Origin of the sequence: Pseudomonas mohnii (assembly GCF_900105115.1) — a bacterium.
Lineage (GTDB): Bacteria > Pseudomonadota > Gammaproteobacteria > Pseudomonadales > Pseudomonadaceae > Aquipseudomonas > Aquipseudomonas mohnii.
In genome coordinates this window covers 4,777,038-4,796,095 of sequence record NZ_FNRV01000001.1, presented here as the reverse complement: position 1 = coordinate 4,796,095, position 19,058 = coordinate 4,777,038, and the positions used below count along the sequence as shown (strand labels likewise).

The following is a 19,058-nucleotide window of genomic DNA, read 5'->3' as shown; positions in this document are numbered from 1 at the left end:
ACCACTGAACGCACAGTCATGTGACTGGTCGAAGCACTCAGTCACTGAATCAGGAGAGTTTCATGCTGCGCCTTATCGTTCCCACCGCTGCCATTCTGCTGGCGTCGTCATTCAGCGCCCAGGCTGCGTCCTTGAGTGAACAGAATCTGAACAAAGAGCTGCAAAACGTCGCCGCGCAAAGCAGTGTTGGTACTCCACGAGCAATCAATGAAGACATTCTTGATCAGGGCTATACCGTCGAAGGAACGACATTGATCAACCACCTGAGCGTGCAAAGCAGCCACGCCACCAAGATGCGCGCCGATCCAAAAGCCGTGTATTTCCAACTCGGTGCCTCGGTATGCAACAACCCGTCGTTCCGCAAGCTGATGGCCAAAGGCGCAACCATGCGTTACGACTTCACCGAAGTGAAGTCCAACCGTTCGGTCGGCTCGGCCAGCTACCGGGAATCGGATTGCCCGAAAGCACCTCAGAAGAAAAAGTAATCAGTGGGACTTGGCGCGCCGCTGTTCATCTTCGGCGCGCAGCTCCGCCAGTAACGCCTGCAGGTAACGAGAGTGCGGCTCTGCTCCCTCAAGCCGTCGACAGCACTCCTCTTCGAGACTCAAATGATGGGTCTCGGCTGACGACTTCAGCAATCGATACAAACTCGTATCGATCTCTATTTCCAGAATGACTCTGGCCATGGCTCCCGCCTCCTTGCTCCTCGCTCTTGTTGAGCGACAAATCCTTAAACCGCTCGTACCGTGCGCCCTACCCTTGACGCCAAGTTGTTGTGATACACCTGTCATTCAGTTAATCAGAATGCAGCCCCCCGGGCGCGCCTTCAGACGAGTGGTGAAACCACCTTGTAAATCGTCAATAAGCGGTTGCCAGGAAAGACTTTGCGGCGCAATGATCAAGACAGCGCAAATCATCGCGAGGGTCTAGATTTCAGGTTAGCCACGTTCAATTTTTCAGGGCTGGAAAGGGGCCGTCCGTTACGTACCAAGCTTTGCGAATGTTTCTTTCACCCAAGGAAAAAACAGAGCCTGTATGGATGATCCGCCAACCATCGGGTCAAGTGGGTCGCCCAGGCATGGGTCTGGGCAGACGGCGACACACGAGGTGTCGTGGCATTGACGAATGCGTTGTCGATGTCGAGGGCTCTGTGCAGAAGGAGAAGTTGAATGCCTTACCAACCGAATGACCTCTTGAGCCGTCATTTTGAAGAAAGCGGCCACGACCTCATCAGCAAGGTCGAAGAACAACTCAACCTGGTTTCACCCAACAGCCCGAACATCCCGATCTATCGTGACATGATCCTGACCGTGCTGCGCATGGCCCAAGAAGACCACAACCGCTGGAATGCCAAGATCACCCTTCAAACCTTGCGCGAACTGGAGCAGGCCTTCCGCGTACTGGAGCAGTTCAAGGGACGGCGTAAAGTCACGGTTTTCGGTTCGGCCCGCACCCCCGTTGAACATCCGCTGTACGGAATGGCCCGTGAACTCGGCGCCGCTCTGGCCCGCTCAGACCTGATGGTTATCACTGGCGCCGGTGGCGGTATCATGGCCGCGGCCCATGAAGGGGCCGGCCTCACGCACAGCCTGGGCTTCAACATCACCCTGCCCTTCGAACAACACGCCAACCCGACAGTCAGCGGCACCACCAATCTGCTGCCCTTCCACTTTTTCTTCACGCGCAAACTGTTCTTTGTCAAGGAAGCCGATGCGCTGGTGCTATGCCCCGGTGGCTTCGGCACGCTGGATGAAGCACTGGAAGTACTGACACTGATCCAGACCGGAAAAACGCCATTGGTACCGGTCGTGTTGCTGGATGCCCCGGGCGGCAAATTCTGGCAGGTCGCGTTGGACTTCATTCATCAGCAATTGGCGGAGAACCGCTACATCCTGCCCACCGACATGAAACTGGTGAAATTGGTCTACTGCGTCGATGAAGCGGTGGAGCACATCAACCAGTTCTACAGCAACTTCCACTCCAGCCGCTGGCTCAAGCGTCAATTTCTGATTCGCATGAATCACACACTCAGTGACCCGGCGCTCGAACACATGCAGGTGGCATTTGCCGACCTGTGCCTCAGCGACCACTTCCATCAACATGTCTACGGCGGCGAAGAACACGACGAAGCGCAGTTCAGCCACTTGGCGCGATTGGCCTTCAATTTCAACGCCCGTGATCATGGCCGGCTGCGAGAACTGGTGGACTACATCAATCTGCCGGAAAACTGGGCGCAGCCCCAACCTCAGGCGCAACAGCACACTCGTGAGCCATCAAAGGTTACGTGAGGCATAAAAAACGGCCCGCTATCGAAATAGCGAGCCGTTTCAGTTAATCGTCCATCCCTCGACCACTGAACAAGCGGCCGATCATTTCCATGGAGAAGCCCCGATACGCCAGGAACCTGCCTTGTTTGGCACGTTCCCGGTTGTCGATCGGTAGATGCCCGGAGAACTTGCGCTGCCAGGTGTCAGCCAACCGCTCCTGCCAGTCTATCCCGCTTTCGCGCAAGGCGAGTTCAATGTCACTGCGCTGCAGGCCCCGCTGGTTTAACTCTTCACGAATACGCAGAGGGCCATAACCGGAACGGGCACGATAGGCAACGAAGCTTTCAAGGTATCGGGATTCGGACAACAAACCCTCTTCCGTCAATCGGTCGAGGGCTGTCTCGATCATTTCGGGGAGAGCGCCGCGCTGACGCAGCTTACGCGTCAGCTCGACCCGACCGTGCTCACGACGTGCGAGCAGGTCCATGGCAGTTCGCCGCACCGCGACGAGGGTATCGAGTACGGCAGTCATCGGTTCTTATCAGATGTCAGCGTCAGCCAGGTCATCTTCAGTCTCTTTGACTGGCGAAGCTTTGACGTCCGGCGCTGGCGTCAGCAGTTTGTCGCGCAGTTGTTTTTCAAGGGTCGCTGCAATTTCCGGGTTATCCGCCAGGAACTTGGCCGAGTTGGCTTTGCCCTGACCGATCTTGGTGCCGTTGTAGGCATACCAGGCACCGGATTTTTCAACGAAACCGTGCAGAACACCCAAGTCGATCATCTCGCCATTGAGGTAGATACCTTTGCCATAAAGAATCTGGAACTCGGCCTGACGGAACGGCGAAGCCACCTTGTTCTTCACAACCTTGACGCGGGTCTCGCTACCGACGACTTCATCACCTTCTTTCACCGCGCCAGTACGACGGATATCCAGACGAACCGAAGCGTAGAACTTCAGCGCGTTACCACCGGTGGTGGTTTCCGGGCTGCCGAACATCACGCCGATTTTCATACGGATCTGGTTAATGAAGATCACCAGGCAGTTGGCGTTCTTGATGTTACCGGTGATCTTACGCAGCGCCTGGGACATCAGACGGGCTTGCAGGCCAACGTGCATGTCGCCCATTTCGCCTTCGATTTCAGCCTTTGGCACCAGCGCCGCCACGGAGTCGACGATGATTACGTCAACCGCGTTGGAACGCACCAGCATGTCGGTGATTTCCAGGGCTTGCTCGCCGGTGTCCGGCTGGGAAACCAGCAGGTCGTCAACGTTGACACCCAGCTTGCCGGCGTATTCAGGATCGAGAGCGTGTTCAGCATCGACGAATGCACAAGTCGCGCCGGCTTTTTGAGCCTGGGCGATGACGGACAAGGTCAGAGTGGTTTTACCGGAAGATTCAGGACCGTAGATTTCAACAATACGGCCTTTTGGCAGACCGCCAATGCCCAGTGCGATGTCCAGACCCAGAGAGCCAGTGGAAATGGATGGGATCGCCTGACGGTCCTGATCGCCCATACGCATTACGGCACCCTTGCCGAATTGACGTTCGATCTGACCCAGGGCCGCAGCCAAGGCTTTCTTCTTGTTGTCGTCCATTAAAGTCCTCACGTAATCAATAAGGCCTGACGGCCAACACCTGTATAAGTAGACAGTATTATTCCACAGCGTTCGAGGATCGCCTACCCCTGATTTGAGATTTCTCCGGCGGCATGTCGCAGCAGCCCCTCTAGCGCGGCCTTCACCGTTTGTCGGCGAACTTCGTCGCGATTACCCGGGAAGTGCTGTAACTCACTGAACACCTGCTCGCCGACGCCCCAGGCCAGCCATACGGTGCCGACCGGCTTACTTGGCGAACCGCCGTCCGGGCCGGCGACGCCGCTGACTGCTACGGCAAAACGCGCATGGCTTCTTTCCTGCGCGCCGCGGACCATGGCTTCGACGACCTCTCGACTGACCGCCCCCACCGTTGAAAACAACTCGGCAGGGACATTCAACTGCTGGGTCTTCTGACGGTTGGAGTAAGTGACGTAACCCGCCTCGAACCATGCCGAACTGCCCGGAATCCGGGTTATCGCCTCGGAAATTCCGCCGCCCGTACAGGACTCTGCTGCGGTGACATGGGCGTTGAGAACCTGCAAGCGTCTACCGAGCTCGGCGGCCAGCTGTGTGATTTCTTTCACAGTCATCTCCTGATCAGGCGGAATGAGGCCTACCGTACACGAGCGGATCACGCTTGCAAGTTACAGGATCGATCAAAATGTTAGCGCGCGGGCGCTCTGATATAAGCCTGACACGTCTGCAAGGCAATCCGTCCGCGGTCGCTGGCATGGACGTCACGATCACATCGGCGACTGACAAAGCACTTCCTGTTTATTTATCGACGGGATTCATTATTGGTCGGGCCGAGAGTCTCGGGGTGGCATTTTACAAACGCCGATCCGCTTGGCCGCCCACCGTTCATAAAGACCGATCGCCACGTCCGCCCCGGCCATCGCAGTGAGGCCACCGAAGGCGCCGGCGACCCAGATCGACAGGCCGGCGGCATACAACAGCATGATTGCCGATACCCCGCCGACCATGCAGGCCCCGGAGCGCAGGGCCAGCCGCCGAAGCAACGCCCAACCACGGGCGCCATCCTTGTCGGCGCGCCACATCTCACCGGACAGCCCACCCACCAACGCAAGGACGACGACCAGCCAGATCGGAATGTCCAGCAACGCTGGCGGCTCAATGGTCATGTCATGCCTCCTGGAGTAATCGATGGGGTGTAAGTGCGCTTAACCATGTCCGTTGCTGAGTCTTACATCACGCAGGCAGAAACCTTCGTTGGAACCGATTAACAGACCGGGTTGAGATCGAATTTATGCATAGGTGCATATTTTGTCAATGTTAAAGTGCATTCCAACCGCACACAAAATGCACAAACGCATTCTCACTCATGCAAACAAGGGCGTTCGCGCTTTTGGCGCAGGTGAAAAAAACCCGCCTGATGGCGGGTTTTATCTGACAGTGACGGGAGGTTATCGGGCGTACATGCCCCACCAGAAGACGTGACCGAGGATGACGATTTGCTCTTCCTGCATTTCCTGGAAGCTGTAGTCCTCGTCCGGGTGTTCATCGCGATTGAAACTGCGCAGGCGAATTCCGGTAGGCAGGCGATAAAGCTGTTTCACCCGCAGTTGACCGTTGTGGTTGATGGCGTAGAGGTCGCCATCAACGATGTCGCCAATCCCGCATTTGCCGGCGTTAACCCCAACCGTGGCACCGTCGCGCAGTACCGGCAGCATGCTGTTACCACGCACGGTTACGCATTTGGCCTGGTCGAACTGCACACCGTTATGGCGCAAGCTGCGCTTGCCAAAGCGCAGGCTGGCGCGTTCGCTCTCTTCGATGACGAATCTTCCCGATCCCGCCGCCAATTCAACCTCGCGAAGAAAGGGGACCGACACCTCGTCGTCATCGACAGGGGTATCGTCGTCCCACAGACTTATATCCTTGAGTTCAGCATGCGATCGACCGCGCCCGGCATTGGCTGTCGGCGTGATGTCCACGCGACCACGCAACTGATCGGTGCTCACGGCGAAGTACTCGGCGATCTTCGAGATGTGTTTATCCGATGGGTCGACGATCTTCCCGCTGAGAATCCGCGAGAGCGTGGATTGGGGCACGCCAGTGCGACGGTGAAGCTCCGTGGGGGAGATTCCGTGCTGGTCGAGCAGTGCTCTTAAGACGGTAGAAACGTTGCGTTTTTGCATACTGTGCATAGTGCTTGTTCTTTGCATGGAAAACAAATGCTGATTTGCATGCCTCATGCATAGATCAGCAGAAGCAAGCCGTGTGGCGTTCGTGCCTGCGTCCGGCGGACCGCCCATGTTAATCTTGCGCCCATTGCGGAAAAGCCGGGCCGATGCCCACCTTTGCCCCACACCTTTCAATGAGTTTTCCGATTCCCGATGAATAAAGCCCTGTCCGACCTGTCCTCCCACACGCCGATGATGCAGCAGTACTGGCGCCTGAAGAACCAGCACCCTGATCAGTTGATGTTCTACCGCATGGGCGACTTCTACGAGATCTTCTACGAAGACGCGAAGAAGGCCGCCAAGTTGCTGGACATCACACTCACTGCCCGTGGGCAGTCGGCCGGCCAAGCGATTCCGATGTGCGGTATCCCTTACCACGCGGCCGAAGGCTATTTGGCGAAACTGGTGAAGCTTGGCGAGTCGGTGGTGATCTGTGAACAGGTTGGCGACCCGGCGACCAGCAAAGGGCCGGTGGATCGCCAAGTGGTGCGGATCATCACGCCGGGGACAGTGAGCGATGAGGCGTTGCTGGACGAGCGTCGGGATAACCTGATCGCCGCGGTATTGGGTGACGAGCGTCTGTTCGGCTTGGCGGTGCTGGACATCACCAGCGGCAACTTCAGCGTGCTGGAAATCAAGGGTTGGGAAAACCTGTTGGCGGAACTCGAGCGGGTCAATCCGGTGGAGCTTTTGATCCCGGATGACTGGCCGAAAGACCTGCCGGCGGAAAAACGCCGTGGGGTGCGTCGCCGTGCGCCGTGGGATTTCGAGCGCGATTCGGCACTGAAAAGTCTTTGCCAGCAATTCGCTACCCAAGACCTGAAAGGTTTCGGTTGTGAAAACCTGACCCTGGCCATCGGCGCCGCCGGTTGCCTGCTGGCTTACGCGAAAGAAACCCAACGCACCGCATTGCCTCACTTGCGCAGCTTGCGTCATGAACGCCTGGACGACACTGTCGTACTCGACGGCGCGAGCCGCCGCAACCTGGAGTTGGATACCAACCTGGCCGGCGGCCGTGACAACACCCTGCAGTCGGTGGTCGACCGTTGCCAGACGGCCATGGGCAGCCGCCTGCTGACCCGCTGGCTGAACCGTCCTCTGCGCGATCTGACCGTATTGCTGGCTCGCCAGACATCGATCACCTGCCTGCTCGATGGCTACCGATTCGAGAAACTGCAACCGCAGCTCAAGGAAATCGGTGACATCGAACGAATTCTCGCGCGAATCGGCCTGCGCAATGCTCGCCCCCGCGATCTCGCACGCCTGCGTGACGCCCTCGGTGCACTGCCGGCACTGCAAGTGGCGATGACTGAGCTCGAAGCCCCGCACATTATTCAACTGGCCAGGACCACCAGCACCTACCCCGAACTGGCGGCGCTGCTGGATAAAGCCATCATCGACAATCCACCCGCGGTGATCCGTGACGGCGGCGTGTTGAAGACCGGTTACGACAGTGAACTCGACGAACTGCAATCGCTCAGCGAAAACGCCGGGCAGTTCCTGATTGACCTCGAAGCCCGAGAAAAAGCCCGCACCGGCCTCTCGCACCTGAAGGTTGGCTACAACCGCATTCACGGTTACTTCATCGAACTGCCAAGCAAGCAGGCCGAATCAGCACCGGCTGACTACATCCGCCGCCAGACACTCAAAGGCGCCGAACGCTTCATCACACCAGAACTGAAGGCCTTCGAAGACAAGGCGCTGTCGGCCAAGAGCCGTGCCCTTGCCCGGGAAAAAATGCTCTACGAAGCGCTACTGGAAGATTTGATCGCACAGTTGCCACCGCTGCAGGACACCGCTGCGGCGCTAGCCGAGCTAGACGTTCTGAGCAACCTGGCCGAGCGCGCGCTGAACCTCGACCTGAACTGCCCACGCTTCGTCAGCGAGCCGTGCATGCGCATCACGCAGGGCCGTCACCCGGTAGTCGAACAAGTCCTGACCACCCCGTTCGTCGCCAACGACCTGAACCTGGACGACAGCACGCGGATGCTGGTGATTACCGGTCCGAACATGGGCGGTAAATCCACCTACATGCGGCAAACCGCGCTGATCGTGCTGTTGGCACACATCGGCAGCTTCGTACCGGCGGCCAGTTGCGAGCTGTCCCTGGTCGACCGGATCTTCACCCGGATCGGTTCCAGTGATGACCTGGCCGGCGGGCGCTCGACCTTCATGGTCGAAATGAGCGAAACCGCCAACATCCTGCACAACGCCACCGAGCGCAGCCTGGTGCTGATGGACGAAGTCGGACGCGGCACCAGTACATTCGACGGTCTGTCCCTGGCGTGGGCGGCAGCGGAGCGCCTGGCGCATTTGCGGGCTTACACGCTGTTCGCCACTCACTACTTTGAGTTGACGGTCCTGCCGGAAGCCCAACCGCTGGTGGCCAACGTGCACCTCAATGCCACCGAGCACAACGAGCGCATCGTGTTCCTGCACCACGTTCTGCCAGGGCCTGCCAGCCAAAGCTACGGCCTGGCTGTTGCGCAGCTGGCCGGCGTCCCAAGCGAAGTGATTGTGCGTGCCCGCGAGCATTTAAGCCGACTGGAAGATACCGCCCTGCCTCACGAGGCGCCCAAGCCAGTCAAAGGCAAACCGGCCGCGCCACAGCAAAGCGATATGTTCGCCAGCCTGCCACATCCCGTGCTGGATGAACTGGCCAAACTCGACCTGGACGACATGACACCACGTCGTGCACTCGAAATGCTCTATACACTGAAGACACGGATCTAACGCATAGGCTTGCAAGCTGTTAGAATCTCGCGCGGTTTGGGATGCTGCTGGCTATAGCCTGGCCTGCAGACTATCGCTCCCGAACCTTGCGACCCCCACGTGAAGGGGCGCAGCAAGCCGCGCCTGAGGAGAAAATTAGAAATGACCTTCGTCGTCACCGACAACTGCATCAAGTGCAAGTACACCGACTGCGTAGAAGTGTGTCCGGTGGACTGCTTTTACGAAGGCCCGAATTTCCTGGTGATTCACCCGGATGAGTGCATCGACTGCGCACTGTGCGAACCAGAATGCCCTGCCGTGGCCATCTTCTCCGAAGATGAAGTCCCGGAGGAGATGCAGGAGTTCATTCAGCTCAACGTTGAGCTGGCTGAAATCTGGCCCAACATCACCGAAAAGAAAGAATCGTTGCCCGATGCCGAAGAGTGGGATGGTGTCAAAGGCAAGATCAAAGATCTCGAACGCTGATTTTACCCGCGCTCACGAAAAGGCCCCTTGCGGGCCTTTTTGCTTTTTCATGGGCAAAAAAAGGGGCGGTTTGACCCGCCCGCATTTTTTTCCCTATTCCCTGTGTTCCTTTTCATCGTCCTGATGAATCGCTTCCTGCGATGTCCCTTCCCTTCGTCCTTGAAGGGTGTGTCTGTCCGTCGACACAACCCGAATACTAGAGCGTTCCGTGGCAAGAGCAATCGGGGCCTGGCTCCCCAACCGCTTGTCACACGCCGTAAATGTATAAAAATTTACTTATTTTTCAGTTAGATAAAATTCTCGCCTGAAATTCTGAGCAACTATCACCCTGTAAAAATAACGAACACTTACGAAAGAGTAAGCGAAGACTTACAACGCGAGACTACGAACCAGATGAGCACCCTGCGCTTAGATTGTTTTTCCATGGCAACAAAAAGCCCCGAACCAGTCGGGGCTTTTTGTTAGCTGCTACACAAGGCTGTTACTGAAACAGCGACTCGCTAGACAAGCCATTTTTCTCCAGGATCTCCCGAAGACGCTTCAGGCCTTCAACCTGAATTTGTCTGACCCGTTCCCGGGTGAGGCCAATTTCCAGGCCTACGTCTTCAAGGGTGCTGCTCTCATGACCTCGCAGGCCGAAGCGACGAACTACCACTTCGCGTTGCTTATCGGTCAACTCGGAAAGCCATTGATCAATGCTCTGGGACAGGTCGTCATCCTGCAACAACTCGCATGGATCGGTTGGGCGATCATCGGTAAGGGTATCCAGCAGGGTTTTATCCGAATCCGGGCCCAGCGAGACGTCGACTGAGGAAACTCGCTCGTTCAGGCCGAGCATGCGCTTGACCTCGCCTACCGGTTTTTCCAGCAGATTGGCGATTTCTTCAGGTGAGGGTTCATGGTCGAGTTTTTGCGTCAGCTCCCGTGCGGCCCGCAGGTACACGTTGAGCTCTTTGACCACATGGATCGGCAACCGGATGGTCCGGGTCTGATTCATGATCGCGCGTTCGATGGTTTGACGAATCCACCAGGTCGCGTAGGTCGAGAAGCGGAAGCCACGTTCAGGATCAAACTTCTCCACCGCCCGGATCAACCCCAGGTTGCCCTCTTCGATCAGATCAAGCAGCGACAGACCACGATTGACGTAACGTCGGGCGATTTTCACCACCAGTCGCAAGTTACTTTCAATCATGCGCTTGCGCCCGGCCGGATCGCCACTTTGCGACAGGCGCGCAAAATGCACTTCTTCTTCAGGGGACAACAGCGGGGAAAAACCGATTTCATTGAGGTACAGCTGCGTGGCATCGAGCGCCCGCGTGTAGTCAATGTACTTGTGTTGCTTTAGCGAAGTGGAGTGTTTGGATTTGGCACGAACGGAAGGTGGAGCCGCCCCTTCATCATTCGACATCGAATCCGCACCGATGCCGGTCTCCATCAGGAGAACCTCATCGTCGATGTCAAACTCCGGCACTTCTTTACTGAGAGCCATTGTTATAGTCCTTTGGTGAGTTCGACCTCAAGCTCAAGCGGCGCCTTTATCCTTGGCAACGCTGGAGCCTGTCCCCTCTACGATGGAACAGGCTGGTAAGCGATCAACGACGTGGCAGGAATTGCAGCGGATCTACAGGTTTACCTTGACGGCGAATCTCAAAATGCAGTTTCACCCGGTCCGTACCCGTTGACCCCATTTCGGCAATTGTCTGTCCGACCTTGACCTGCTGCCCCTCCCGAACCAACAGCCTGCGGTTATGTCCGTAGGCACTGACGTAGGTTTCGCTGTGTTTGATGATCACTAATTCGCCGTAGCCCCTTAAGCCACTCCCGGCGTATACCACCGTCCCATCAGACGCAGCTAAAACAGGCTGTCCCAAATCCCCGGCGATATCAATTCCTTTATTCAAACTACCGTTTGAAGAGAATTTTCCAATTAAAATGCCATTAGATGGCCATCCCCAGCCGGTCGGGGCCGGACCGGCCGGAGGCATCGGAGCGGGTGCTGGCTTGTTGGCGACGGACGGTACAACCGCTGTCGCAGTGCTGGTCGAACCGTTTACCGGACGACGGAAAACCGTGGTTTTACTCGAGGACGAAGGCGTTGAATTCGACGAACTGACCGTCGTCGACGTTGAATCACTACGCCCGTCGAAGCGAATCGTCTGACCCGGATGGATCGTATAGGGCTCAGCAATGTTGTTGCGTGCCGCCAGGGCCTTGTAGTCCCAGCCGTAACGAAAGGCAATGGAAAACAGCGTGTCCTTGGGGCGGACGACATACTGCCCCGTCGTTACCGCCGGACGCTGGGCGACGGCATTGTTGCGATCGACCACGCGTACATCGCTGGATTTGTTGCTGGAACAACCGACCAGCAAGGTGCTCAAGACAAGGCCAGTCACCAGGCGCTGAAAGCTCGTTGTACCCATACGCTGCGCAATGACTGTGAGACTCACCCGCCGCTCCCTTTGTGGTGGCTGAAAATATGATTTGCCGTGGTCCGGCATGAAATGTCGCAAGTATAACGGGCCGTGCACGCTTTACCTTTAATGAAGCGAAATGGCTTCGCGCACACGTTTGCTGCTAGACAAAACAACCCGTTTAACCGATCGACGCCGCTGTAAGACAAAGGCAATCGAAGAGAATTCAGAACGCTGAAACAAATGATCAGGCCAGTGGTCCGTTGAGCAACGGAACGAAGCGAACCGATCCCAGAACACGTCTGGAAAAGCCCTGTTCTTCCCTGATGATCAGCATCAATTGTTGAACCTCGCCCGACCCGACCGGGATCACCAGACGCCCTCCCGGCGCCAGTTGATCGAGCAGTGCCTGAGGCACATCGGTCGCCACGGCGGTCACGATAATACCGTTGTAGGGCGCCAGCGCCGGCCAGCCCTCCCAGCCATCGCCCCAGCGAAACACCACATTGCGCAGGTTCAATTCGACCAGGCGCTCCTTGGCCCGGTCCTGCAGCACCTTGATGCGCTCGACGGAAAACACTCGCTCGACCAGTTGCGACAAAACGGCCGTCTGATAACCCGACCCCGTGCCGATTTCCAGCACCTTGTCCAACGGACCTGCTTCCAGCAGCAGCTCGCTCATGCGCGCCACCATATAAGGCTGGGAAATGGTCTGGTTATGTCCAATCGGCAGCGCCGTGTCTTCATAAGCACGGTGCGCCAGCGCTTCGTCGACGAACAGGTGACGCGGTGTACGGCGGATGACTTCCAGCACCCTGGCGTTCGACAACCCCTCCTCATACAAACGCTGGATAAGCCGTTCACGGGTCCGTTGTGACGTCATCCCGATGCCGCGCCGCAGCATATCGTCGTGCTCACGAGACATCAGCGCAGCCCCTCCAGCCAGCCATCGAGACTTCTAAAGGCGTCATTGAAGGTGCGATCCAGTTGCAGCGGAGTGATGGACACATAGCCCTGCATGACCGCATGGAAATCAGTGCCCGGGCCACCGTCCTCGGCATCTCCGGCAGCCGCGATCCAGTACCCGGCCTTGCCTCGCGGATCGACCACCTGCATCGGTGCCGCCGCGCGAGCGCGATGGCCCAGACGGGTCAACTGGATGCCGCGTATGTGATCCAGCGGCAAATTCGGAATATTCACGTTCAATACCGTACGCGGAGGAAGATCGAGCTCAGCGTGGGCTTCGACCAGTTTGCGCGCAAAGTACGCCGCCGTAGGAAGGTTCTCGACTTGTCGTGAAACCAACGAAAAGGCGAATGAAGGACGCGCCAGGAAACGCCCTTCGAGCGCCGCCGCCACGGTTCCGGAATACAGGACATCGTCCCCCAGATTGGCGCCCAGGTTGATCCCGGAAACCACCATGTCCGCTTCACGTTCCAGCAAGCCGTTCAGGCCCAAGTGCACACAATCGGTCGGTGTGCCGTTAACGCTGATAAAGCCATTGGCCAGCGTCTGTGGGTGCAACGGACGGTCGAGCGTCAGCGAGCTGCTGGCGCCGCTTTTGTCCTGGTCCGGGGCGATAACCACACATTCGGTGTAATCCGCCAGTGCAGCATAAAGCGCGGCGAGACCGGGTGCGGCTACCCCATCGTCGTTAGAAATCAGAATACGCATGGGCTGTCCGTCTGCCCCACCGGCACCAGATCAACAAGTTCGCGCACCAATACAGTGGCGAAGCATCCGGCCGGCAGGACGAATTCCAGTTGCAGAATGTCAGGCTCGGGATAATGCCACGTCAACCCGGCTATGGGCAGTCGCAGGATGCGACGTTCGTGGCTCATTCCGGCGTTAATCAACCAATCGCGAAGGTCGGCTTCGCGTGCGGCGATTGCCTGCTCCAATTCATGGACAGCGCCCGTGGCCGGCGAGTCACCTTCACCCCACTGCGGGCCGGTCGGATGCAGATCGAGAATCGCCAGACGAGGGTCGCTGCACTCGGCCTCACCGGCCGGAAAGAAGCTGCGGCTATCGGTGAATGCCAGCAAGTCACCCACTTGGGCGCGCTGCCAGGTGCCATCGGCAACACGGGCTGCCAACACCTGGTTGAACAGAAAGCTACGGGCTGTGGAGAGCAGGCGCGAACGAACGTTGCGCTGCTCCGGCAACGCCTTGCGCGCAGCCCAGGCGCGGGCATCGACCACATTGCCGCCGTCGTGCCCGAAGCGCTGCGCCCCGAAATAGTTGGGGATGCCTTGTTGGGCGATCAACTGCAGGCGCTCTTCAATGGCGGCCTTGTCGCCGGCGAACTGCGTCAGGCGCAAAGTAAAGCCATTGGCCGAGTGGGCGCCGCGTTGCAGCTTGCGCTTGTGCCGACTGGTCTTGAGGATTTTCAGCGTGTCGTTTTCTGCCGCCGACAGATCCGGATCGGCCTTGCCCGGCAGTTGAACGCTGAACCACTGGCGGGTCAGCGCCTGGCGATCCTTGAGCCCGGCATAACTGACAGTGCGCAATGAAACGCCGGCTGCCTTGGCGATTCGCCGCGCCGCTTCTTCAGTGTTCAGACCGCGTTTTTCCACCCAGATCCACAGGTGTTCACCGTCACCGCTCAGCGGAATATCAAGGACTTCGTCGACCTGAAAATCTTCCGCGATGGCTTTCAGGACTGCAGTGCCGAGGGCTTCACCATAGGCCCGCGGGCCGAGCAATTGCAGTTCGTTCATGCGCGCAGCAACAAGGCAACGGAGTGCACCGCAATGCCTTCTTCGCGACCGACAAAGCCAAGCTTTTCGGTAGTGGTAGCTTTAACGTTCACTTGATCCAACTCAACTTGAAGATCCGCGGCAATCAGTGCGCGCATCGATTCGATATGCGGGGCCATTTTTGGCGCTTGGGCGACAATGGTGTTATCGACGTTGCCGACTTTCCAGCCCTTGGCGTGGATCAATGCGACGACATGACGCAACAGCCCACGGCTGTCGGCGCCCTTGAATTGCGGGTCGGTGTCCGGGAAGTGCTTGCCGATGTCGCCCAGCGCAGCCGCGCCGAGCAAGGCATCGCTCAAGGCGTGCAGCAGGACGTCACCGTCGGAGTGAGCGAGCAGCCCGAAGCCATGTGCAATACGCACGCCGCCCAGAGTGATGAAATCGCCTTCAGCGAAACGGTGCACATCATAGCCGTGGCCAATACGCATAAAAAAACGCCCCGAATTTTGTCAGGGCGTGATTCTACCTGCATTAGGCACCTAGAGCATGCGCGTGATGCCGCAAGTGATCATCGATGAAACTGGCGATGAAGAAATAGCTGTGGTCATAGCCGGGTTGCAGACGCAAGGTCAGCGGATGACCCGCCAGTTTGGTCGCCTGCTGCAAGGCTTCCGGCTTGAGCTGGGTGGCCAGAAAATCATCGCGATCTCCTTGGTCTACAAGCAGCGGCAGCTTCTCGTCGGCCTCGGCAATCAATGCACAGGCATCCCAATCGCGCCATTTCGAACGGTCTTCCCCGAGGTATCGAGAAAAAGCCTTCTGGCCCCAAGGGCAGTCCATCGGATTGTTGATCGGCGAAAACGCTGACACCGAGAGATAGCGCCCAGGATTGCGCAAGGCACAGACCAACGCGCCATGGCCACCCATGGAGTGACCGCTAATGCCACGTTTGTCGGACGCCGGGAAATGGGCTTCGACCAAAGCCGGCAATTCCTGCACGACATAGTCATGCATCCGATAGTGGCGCGACCACGGTTCCTGCGTGGCATTCAGATAAAACCCGGCGCCGAGACCGAAGTCCCAGGCGCCGTCCGGATCGCCCGGTACGTCCGGACCACGGGGACTGGTGTCCGGTGCAACGATGATCAAACCCAGCTCGGCCGCCATGCGCATCGCGCCGGCCTTCTGCATGAAGTTCTCGTCGGTGCAGGTCAGGCCGGATAACCAATAAAGCACGGGCAGCTTGCCGCCCAGCTCCGCTTGTGGCGGCAGGTATACGGCGAACACCATGTCGCAGCCGAGCACCTCGGAACGATGCCGGTAGCGTTTGTGCCAACCGCCGAAGCTTTTCTGGCAGGAAATATTTTCCAAACTCATGGGAATCCTCCCAGCAGCAAGCCGCAAGCTTGTAGCTGCAAGTCGAGGCGCGCTCTCTTGCAGCTTATGGCTTGCAGCTTGCTGCCGCTTCTTAGAAATGGATGACGGAGCGGATGCTTTTTCCTTCATGCATCAGATCGAACGCCTTGTTGATATCTTCCAGACCCATGGTGTGGGTGATGAACGTATCCAGCGGAATTTCGCCGGTTTCGGCCATTTCCACGTAGCTTGGCAACTCGGTACGGCCGCGCACGCCACCAAACGCCGAACCGCGCCAGACGCGACCGGTGACCAGTTGGAACGGACGGGTGGAAATTTCCTGACCGGCACCGGCGACGCCGATGATCACCGACTCGCCCCACCCCTTGTGGCAGCACTCCAGTGCGGCACGCATCAATTGGACATTGCCGATGCATTCAAAGGAGAAGTCGACGCCACCATCGGTCATGTCGACAATGACCTCCTGGATCGGACGGTCGAAGTCTTTCGGGTTCACGCAGTCGGTTGCACCCAGCTGTTTGGCGATCTCGAATTTGGCCGGGTTGATGTCGATGGCGATGATACGAGCCGCCTTGGCTTTGACTGCGCCGATGACAGCCGACAGGCCGATGCCGCCAAGGCCGAAAATGGCCACGGTATCACCGGGTTTCACCTTGGCAGTGTTGAGGACTGCGCCGATGCCGGTGGTGACACCGCAACCCAGCAGGCAGACTTTTTCCAGTGGTGCTTCTTTAGCAATTTTGGCGACGGAGATTTCCGGCAGCACGGTGTACTCGGAGAAGGTCGAAGTGCCCATGTAGTGGAAAATCGTTTCGCCCTTGTAGGAAAAACGCGAAGTGCCATCCGGCATCAGGCCTTTGCCTTGGGTCGCGCGAATCGCCTGGCAGAGATTGGTTTTGCCCGACAGACAGAATTTGCACTGACGGCATTCCGGGGTGTACAGCGGGATCACATGGTCACCGACGGCAACGGAGGTCACGCCTTCGCCGATCGCTTCGACAATCGCACCACCTTCATGACCGAGGATCGACGGAAAGATACCTTCCGGGTCGGCACCGGACAGGGTGTAGGCATCGGTATGGCAAACACCGGACGCCACCACACGCAGCAGCACTTCACCGGCCTTGGGCATGGCGACATCGACTTCAACGATCTCCAGAGGTTTCTTGGCCTCGAAGGCAACGGCAGCGCGCGACTTGATCATGGTGATTCTCCAGTGAATAAAAACGAGCCAGGGAGTGTATTACAGCGCCTTACGGTGAATAATCCAGACAAAAGCAAAACATTATTGTCATACAGGGATAATCAGGGATGTCCGACAATCGCTGGGAAGGCATCGACGAATTTGTCGCGGTCGCCGAATGCAGTCAGTTCACCGCTGCCGCCGAACGCCTGGGGGTTTCTTCCTCCCACATCAGTCGACAAATTGTACGCCTGGAAGAACGCCTGCAAACCCGATTGCTTTATCGCAGTACGCGCCGGGTCGCACTGACCGAAGCCGGGCAAACTTTTTTGCAGCATTGCCAGCGTTTACAGGACGGTCGTGAGGAGGCGTTGCGCGCGGTCGGCGACTTGACCAGCGAACCCAAGGGCATGTTGCGCATGACCTGCGCCGTCGCCTACGGCGAACGCTTTATCGTGCCGCTGGTGACGCGATTCATGGGGCTCTATCCGCAACTGCGGATCGACATCGAACTGAGCAACCGGCAACTCGATCTGGTGCATGAAGGCCTGGACCTGGCCATCCGCCTGGGTCGCCTGCAGGACTCGCGACTGGTCGCCACCCGCCTCGCGCCACGGCGCATGTTTCTTTGTGCGTCGCCTTCCTACCTGGAACGTTATGGCCGGCCCCACAGTTTGTCGGAGTTGAGCCGTCACAATTGCCTGATCGGCAGTTCCGATCTCTGGCAACTCGAACAGAACGGGCGGGAATTTTCCCAACGAGTCCAGGGAAACTGGCGTTGCAACAGTGGGCAAGCGGTGCTGGATGCGGCACTTCAGGGCGTAGGGTTATGCCAGCTGCCGGATTATTACGTGCTGGAACATCTGAAAAGCGGTGCACTGATTTCGCTATTGGAGGCGCATCAGCCGCCGAATACGGCCGTGTGGGCGCTTTATCCACAGCAACGGCATCTGTCGCCCAAGGTGCGCAAACTCGTCGATTATCTGAAGGAAGGATTGGCGGAAAGACCCGAATACCGGGGTTAGGGATCGTCTAGCCTCGGTTAGCCCAGCGCTGACGCAACCATTCCAGATCTTCGGGGCGCGTGACCTTGAGGTTATCGGCGCGCCCTTCGATCAGGCGCGGCGCCATCCCCGCCCACTCCATGGCCGAAGCTTCGTCGGTGATGACGGCGTCGGCCACCAGGCTGTCCGCCAGCGCGCGATGCAATGCGCCAAGACGGAACATTTGCGGCGTATAGGCTTGCCAGATCACGCTGCGATCCACGGTTTCAACCACACGACCCTGCTTGTCGACCCGCTTTAAGGTATCCCGTGCCGGCACCGCCAGCAGTCCACCCACCGGATCATCCGCCAGATCGCCCAGCAACTTGTCCAGATCATCGCGACTCAGATTGGGCCGTGCGGCATCGTGCACCAACACCCAATCCTCGTCATCCGCACCCAACGCATGCAAATGCAACAGCGCATTGAGTACCGATCCGGAACGTTCAGCACCGCCATCAACGCGTTGAATGCGCCGATCGGAAGCACACGCCAGGTTCGGCCAATAAGGATCGTCAACCGCAAGACTGACCACCAATCCCTTAAGAGATGGGTGATCAAGGAAACAGCCGAGGCTGTGTTCGAGAATAGTGCGCCCGCCCAATTGCAAGTATTGCTTGGGACGGTCCGCAGCCATACGGGCACCGACGCCCGCGGCAGGAATCACGGCCCAGAAGGCCGGTAGAGACAAATTCATTGTGCCAACTGGTAAAGGGTTTCACCGTCCTTGACCATGCCCAGCTCATGGCGAGCCCGCTCTTCAACGGTCTCCATGCCCTTTTTCAACTCGCTGACTTCAGCGTCCATCACCCGATTGCGCTCCAGCAAAGACTCGTTCTCAGCGTGCTGATCCGCGATCTGCTGAGTCAGTTCGGCCACTTGCGCCAGGCTGCCATTACCCACCCACAGGCGGTACTGCAGGCCAGCCAGCAGCAGGAGCAAGACGAGGAACAACCAATTGGGACTGCGCATCGAATATCAGGTATCCAGTGAAAAAAGACAGCCATACCAAAACATGAAGCTACTGATAGCACGAAGCCTGGATGAACCAGGCTTGTGCTAATAAGGCATCAGATTAG

Annotated in this window: 21 protein-coding genes; 5 read left to right on the top strand and 16 right to left on the bottom strand. The window is 57.9% G+C overall.

Annotated features, from left to right (window positions below; translation table 11 throughout):
* Positions 1 to 62 precede the first annotated feature (62 nt).
* Positions 63 to 485, top strand: a complete 423-nt coding sequence (locus BLV61_RS22230; protein ID WP_047526362.1) for a PA3611 family quorum-sensing-regulated virulence factor — start codon at positions 63 to 65, stop codon at positions 483 to 485.
* Here BLV61_RS22230 and BLV61_RS22225 read toward each other — a convergent pair whose 3' ends face one another.
* Entirely contained in the window at positions 486 to 686 is a 201-nt protein-coding gene (locus BLV61_RS22225; protein WP_090467461.1) for a hypothetical protein, read from the bottom strand.
* Positions 687 to 1,169: 483 nt separating this feature from the next.
* Here BLV61_RS22225 and BLV61_RS22220 point away from each other — a divergent pair, with 483 nt between their 5' ends.
* A complete protein-coding gene (locus BLV61_RS22220) occupies positions 1,170 to 2,288 on the top strand; it encodes an LOG family protein (RefSeq protein ID WP_047526360.1) in 1,119 nt (372 codons plus the stop codon).
* Positions 2,289 to 2,331: 43 nt separating this feature from the next.
* Here BLV61_RS22220 and recX read toward each other — a convergent pair whose 3' ends face one another.
* The 5 genes from recX to BLV61_RS22195 form a co-directional block, all read right to left on the bottom strand.
* Positions 2,332 to 2,799, bottom strand: a complete 468-nt coding sequence (gene recX, locus BLV61_RS22215) for a recombination regulator RecX (protein ID WP_090467460.1) — start codon at positions 2,797 to 2,799, stop codon at positions 2,332 to 2,334.
* 9 nt (positions 2,800 to 2,808) lie between these two features.
* Positions 2,809 to 3,861: a recombinase RecA gene (gene recA, locus BLV61_RS22210; protein ID WP_047526357.1), complete on the bottom strand. Its 1,053-nt coding sequence runs from the start codon at positions 3,859 to 3,861 to the stop codon at positions 2,809 to 2,811.
* An 83-nt stretch (positions 3,862 to 3,944) separates the two neighbouring features.
* Entirely contained in the window at positions 3,945 to 4,445 is a 501-nt protein-coding gene (locus BLV61_RS22205) for a CinA family protein (protein ID WP_047538317.1), read from the bottom strand.
* Between the two features lie 210 nt (positions 4,446 to 4,655).
* Positions 4,656 to 5,003, bottom strand: a complete 348-nt coding sequence (locus tag BLV61_RS22200; protein WP_090467458.1) for a phage holin family protein — start codon at positions 5,001 to 5,003, stop codon at positions 4,656 to 4,658.
* Between the two features lie 282 nt (positions 5,004 to 5,285).
* Complete coding sequence (locus BLV61_RS22195; protein ID WP_090469951.1) at positions 5,286 to 6,020, bottom strand: LexA family transcriptional regulator; 735 nt, start codon at positions 6,018 to 6,020, stop codon at positions 5,286 to 5,288.
* A gap of 210 nt (positions 6,021 to 6,230) precedes the next feature.
* Here BLV61_RS22195 and mutS point away from each other — a divergent pair, with 210 nt between their 5' ends.
* Positions 6,231 to 8,798, top strand: coding sequence for a DNA mismatch repair protein MutS (mutS, locus tag BLV61_RS22190; RefSeq protein WP_177329344.1), 2,568 nt, complete (start codon positions 6,231 to 6,233; stop codon positions 8,796 to 8,798).
* 141 nt (positions 8,799 to 8,939) lie between these two features.
* Complete coding sequence (fdxA, locus tag BLV61_RS22185) at positions 8,940 to 9,263, top strand: ferredoxin FdxA (protein ID WP_007908827.1); 324 nt, start codon at positions 8,940 to 8,942, stop codon at positions 9,261 to 9,263.
* Positions 9,264 to 9,744: 481 nt separating this feature from the next.
* Here fdxA and rpoS read toward each other — a convergent pair whose 3' ends face one another.
* The 8 genes from rpoS to BLV61_RS22145 form a co-directional block, all read right to left on the bottom strand.
* Positions 9,745 to 10,752, bottom strand: a complete 1,008-nt coding sequence (gene rpoS, locus BLV61_RS22180) for an RNA polymerase sigma factor RpoS (protein ID WP_047526351.1) — start codon at positions 10,750 to 10,752, stop codon at positions 9,745 to 9,747.
* Positions 10,753 to 10,855: 103 nt separating this feature from the next.
* Positions 10,856 to 11,710: a peptidoglycan DD-metalloendopeptidase family protein gene (locus tag BLV61_RS22175; RefSeq protein ID WP_047526350.1), complete on the bottom strand. Its 855-nt coding sequence runs from the start codon at positions 11,708 to 11,710 to the stop codon at positions 10,856 to 10,858.
* Positions 11,711 to 11,921: 211 nt separating this feature from the next.
* Positions 11,922 to 12,557: a protein-L-isoaspartate(D-aspartate) O-methyltransferase gene (locus BLV61_RS22170; protein ID WP_177329343.1), complete on the bottom strand. Its 636-nt coding sequence runs from the start codon at positions 12,555 to 12,557 to the stop codon at positions 11,922 to 11,924.
* 41 nt (positions 12,558 to 12,598) lie between these two features.
* Positions 12,599 to 13,348, bottom strand: a complete 750-nt coding sequence (surE, locus tag BLV61_RS22165) for a 5'/3'-nucleotidase SurE (protein WP_047526347.1) — start codon at positions 13,346 to 13,348, stop codon at positions 12,599 to 12,601.
* Positions 13,336 to 14,394 (bottom strand): tRNA pseudouridine(13) synthase TruD, encoded by a 1,059-nt coding sequence (gene truD / locus BLV61_RS22160; RefSeq protein ID WP_090467456.1) that lies wholly within the window; start codon positions 14,392 to 14,394, stop codon positions 13,336 to 13,338. The genes surE and truD overlap by 13 nt, the downstream gene beginning before the upstream one ends.
* Positions 14,391 to 14,864 carry a 2-C-methyl-D-erythritol 2,4-cyclodiphosphate synthase gene (gene ispF, locus BLV61_RS22155; RefSeq protein WP_090316982.1) on the bottom strand — a complete coding sequence of 158 codons (474 nt, stop codon included), beginning with the start codon at positions 14,862 to 14,864 and terminating at the stop codon, positions 14,391 to 14,393. The genes truD and ispF overlap by 4 nt, the downstream gene beginning before the upstream one ends.
* 43 nt (positions 14,865 to 14,907) lie before the next feature.
* Complete coding sequence (gene fghA / locus BLV61_RS22150) at positions 14,908 to 15,759, bottom strand: S-formylglutathione hydrolase (protein ID WP_167361846.1); 852 nt, start codon at positions 15,757 to 15,759, stop codon at positions 14,908 to 14,910.
* Positions 15,760 to 15,844: 85 nt separating this feature from the next.
* Positions 15,845 to 16,957: an S-(hydroxymethyl)glutathione dehydrogenase/class III alcohol dehydrogenase gene (locus BLV61_RS22145; RefSeq protein ID WP_015093777.1), complete on the bottom strand. Its 1,113-nt coding sequence runs from the start codon at positions 16,955 to 16,957 to the stop codon at positions 15,845 to 15,847.
* Positions 16,958 to 17,064: 107 nt separating this feature from the next.
* On the opposite strand from BLV61_RS22145, the gene BLV61_RS22140 reads away from it, so the two are divergent.
* Positions 17,065 to 17,961, top strand: a complete 897-nt coding sequence (locus BLV61_RS22140) for a LysR family transcriptional regulator (RefSeq protein ID WP_047526339.1) — start codon at positions 17,065 to 17,067, stop codon at positions 17,959 to 17,961.
* Positions 17,962 to 17,968: 7 nt separating this feature from the next.
* Here BLV61_RS22140 and ispD read toward each other — a convergent pair whose 3' ends face one another.
* Both ispD and ftsB read right to left on the bottom strand, forming a co-directional pair.
* Entirely contained in the window at positions 17,969 to 18,676 is a 708-nt protein-coding gene (ispD, locus tag BLV61_RS22135; protein ID WP_090467452.1) for a 2-C-methyl-D-erythritol 4-phosphate cytidylyltransferase, read from the bottom strand.
* On the bottom strand, positions 18,673 to 18,951 hold the full coding sequence (ftsB, locus tag BLV61_RS22130) for a cell division protein FtsB (protein ID WP_047526337.1): 279 nt from the start codon (positions 18,949 to 18,951) through the stop codon (positions 18,673 to 18,675). Before ftsB ends, ispD begins: the two co-directional genes overlap by 4 nt.
* Positions 18,952 to 19,058: the final 107 nt, after the last annotated feature.

Coding starts and splice junctions, on each gene's coding strand:
- ftsB (WP_047526337.1), bottom strand. CDS start 18,951: ATGCGCAGTCCCAATTGGTTGTTCCTCGTCTTGCTCCTGCTGCTGGCT.
- BLV61_RS22230 (WP_047526362.1), top strand. CDS start 63: ATGCTGCGCCTTATCGTTCCCACCGCTGCCATTCTGCTGGCGTCGTCA.
- BLV61_RS22225 (WP_090467461.1), bottom strand. CDS start 686: ATGGCCAGAGTCATTCTGGAAATAGAGATCGATACGAGTTTGTATCGA.
- BLV61_RS22140 (WP_047526339.1), top strand. CDS start 17,065: ATGTCCGACAATCGCTGGGAAGGCATCGACGAATTTGTCGCGGTCGCC.
- surE (WP_047526347.1), bottom strand. CDS start 13,348: ATGCGTATTCTGATTTCTAACGACGATGGGGTAGCCGCACCCGGTCTC.
- rpoS (WP_047526351.1), bottom strand. CDS start 10,752: ATGGCTCTCAGTAAAGAAGTGCCGGAGTTTGACATCGACGATGAGGTT.
- BLV61_RS22145 (WP_015093777.1), bottom strand. CDS start 16,957: ATGATCAAGTCGCGCGCTGCCGTTGCCTTCGAGGCCAAGAAACCTCTG.
- BLV61_RS22170 (WP_177329343.1), bottom strand. CDS start 12,557: ATGACGTCACAACGGACCCGTGAACGGCTTATCCAGCGTTTGTATGAG.
- BLV61_RS22200 (WP_090467458.1), bottom strand. CDS start 5,003: ATGACCATTGAGCCGCCAGCGTTGCTGGACATTCCGATCTGGCTGGTC.
- ispD (WP_090467452.1), bottom strand. CDS start 18,676: ATGAATTTGTCTCTACCGGCCTTCTGGGCCGTGATTCCTGCCGCGGGC.
- BLV61_RS22220 (WP_047526360.1), top strand. CDS start 1,170: ATGCCTTACCAACCGAATGACCTCTTGAGCCGTCATTTTGAAGAAAGC.
- recX (WP_090467460.1), bottom strand. CDS start 2,799: ATGACTGCCGTACTCGATACCCTCGTCGCGGTGCGGCGAACTGCCATG.
- truD (WP_090467456.1), bottom strand. CDS start 14,394: ATGAACGAACTGCAATTGCTCGGCCCGCGGGCCTATGGTGAAGCCCTC.
- fdxA (WP_007908827.1), top strand. CDS start 8,940: ATGACCTTCGTCGTCACCGACAACTGCATCAAGTGCAAGTACACCGAC.
- recA (WP_047526357.1), bottom strand. CDS start 3,861: ATGGACGACAACAAGAAGAAAGCCTTGGCTGCGGCCCTGGGTCAGATC.
- BLV61_RS22195 (WP_090469951.1), bottom strand. CDS start 6,020: ATGCAAAAACGCAACGTTTCTACCGTCTTAAGAGCACTGCTCGACCAG.
- ispF (WP_090316982.1), bottom strand. CDS start 14,864: ATGCGTATTGGCCACGGCTATGATGTGCACCGTTTCGCTGAAGGCGAT.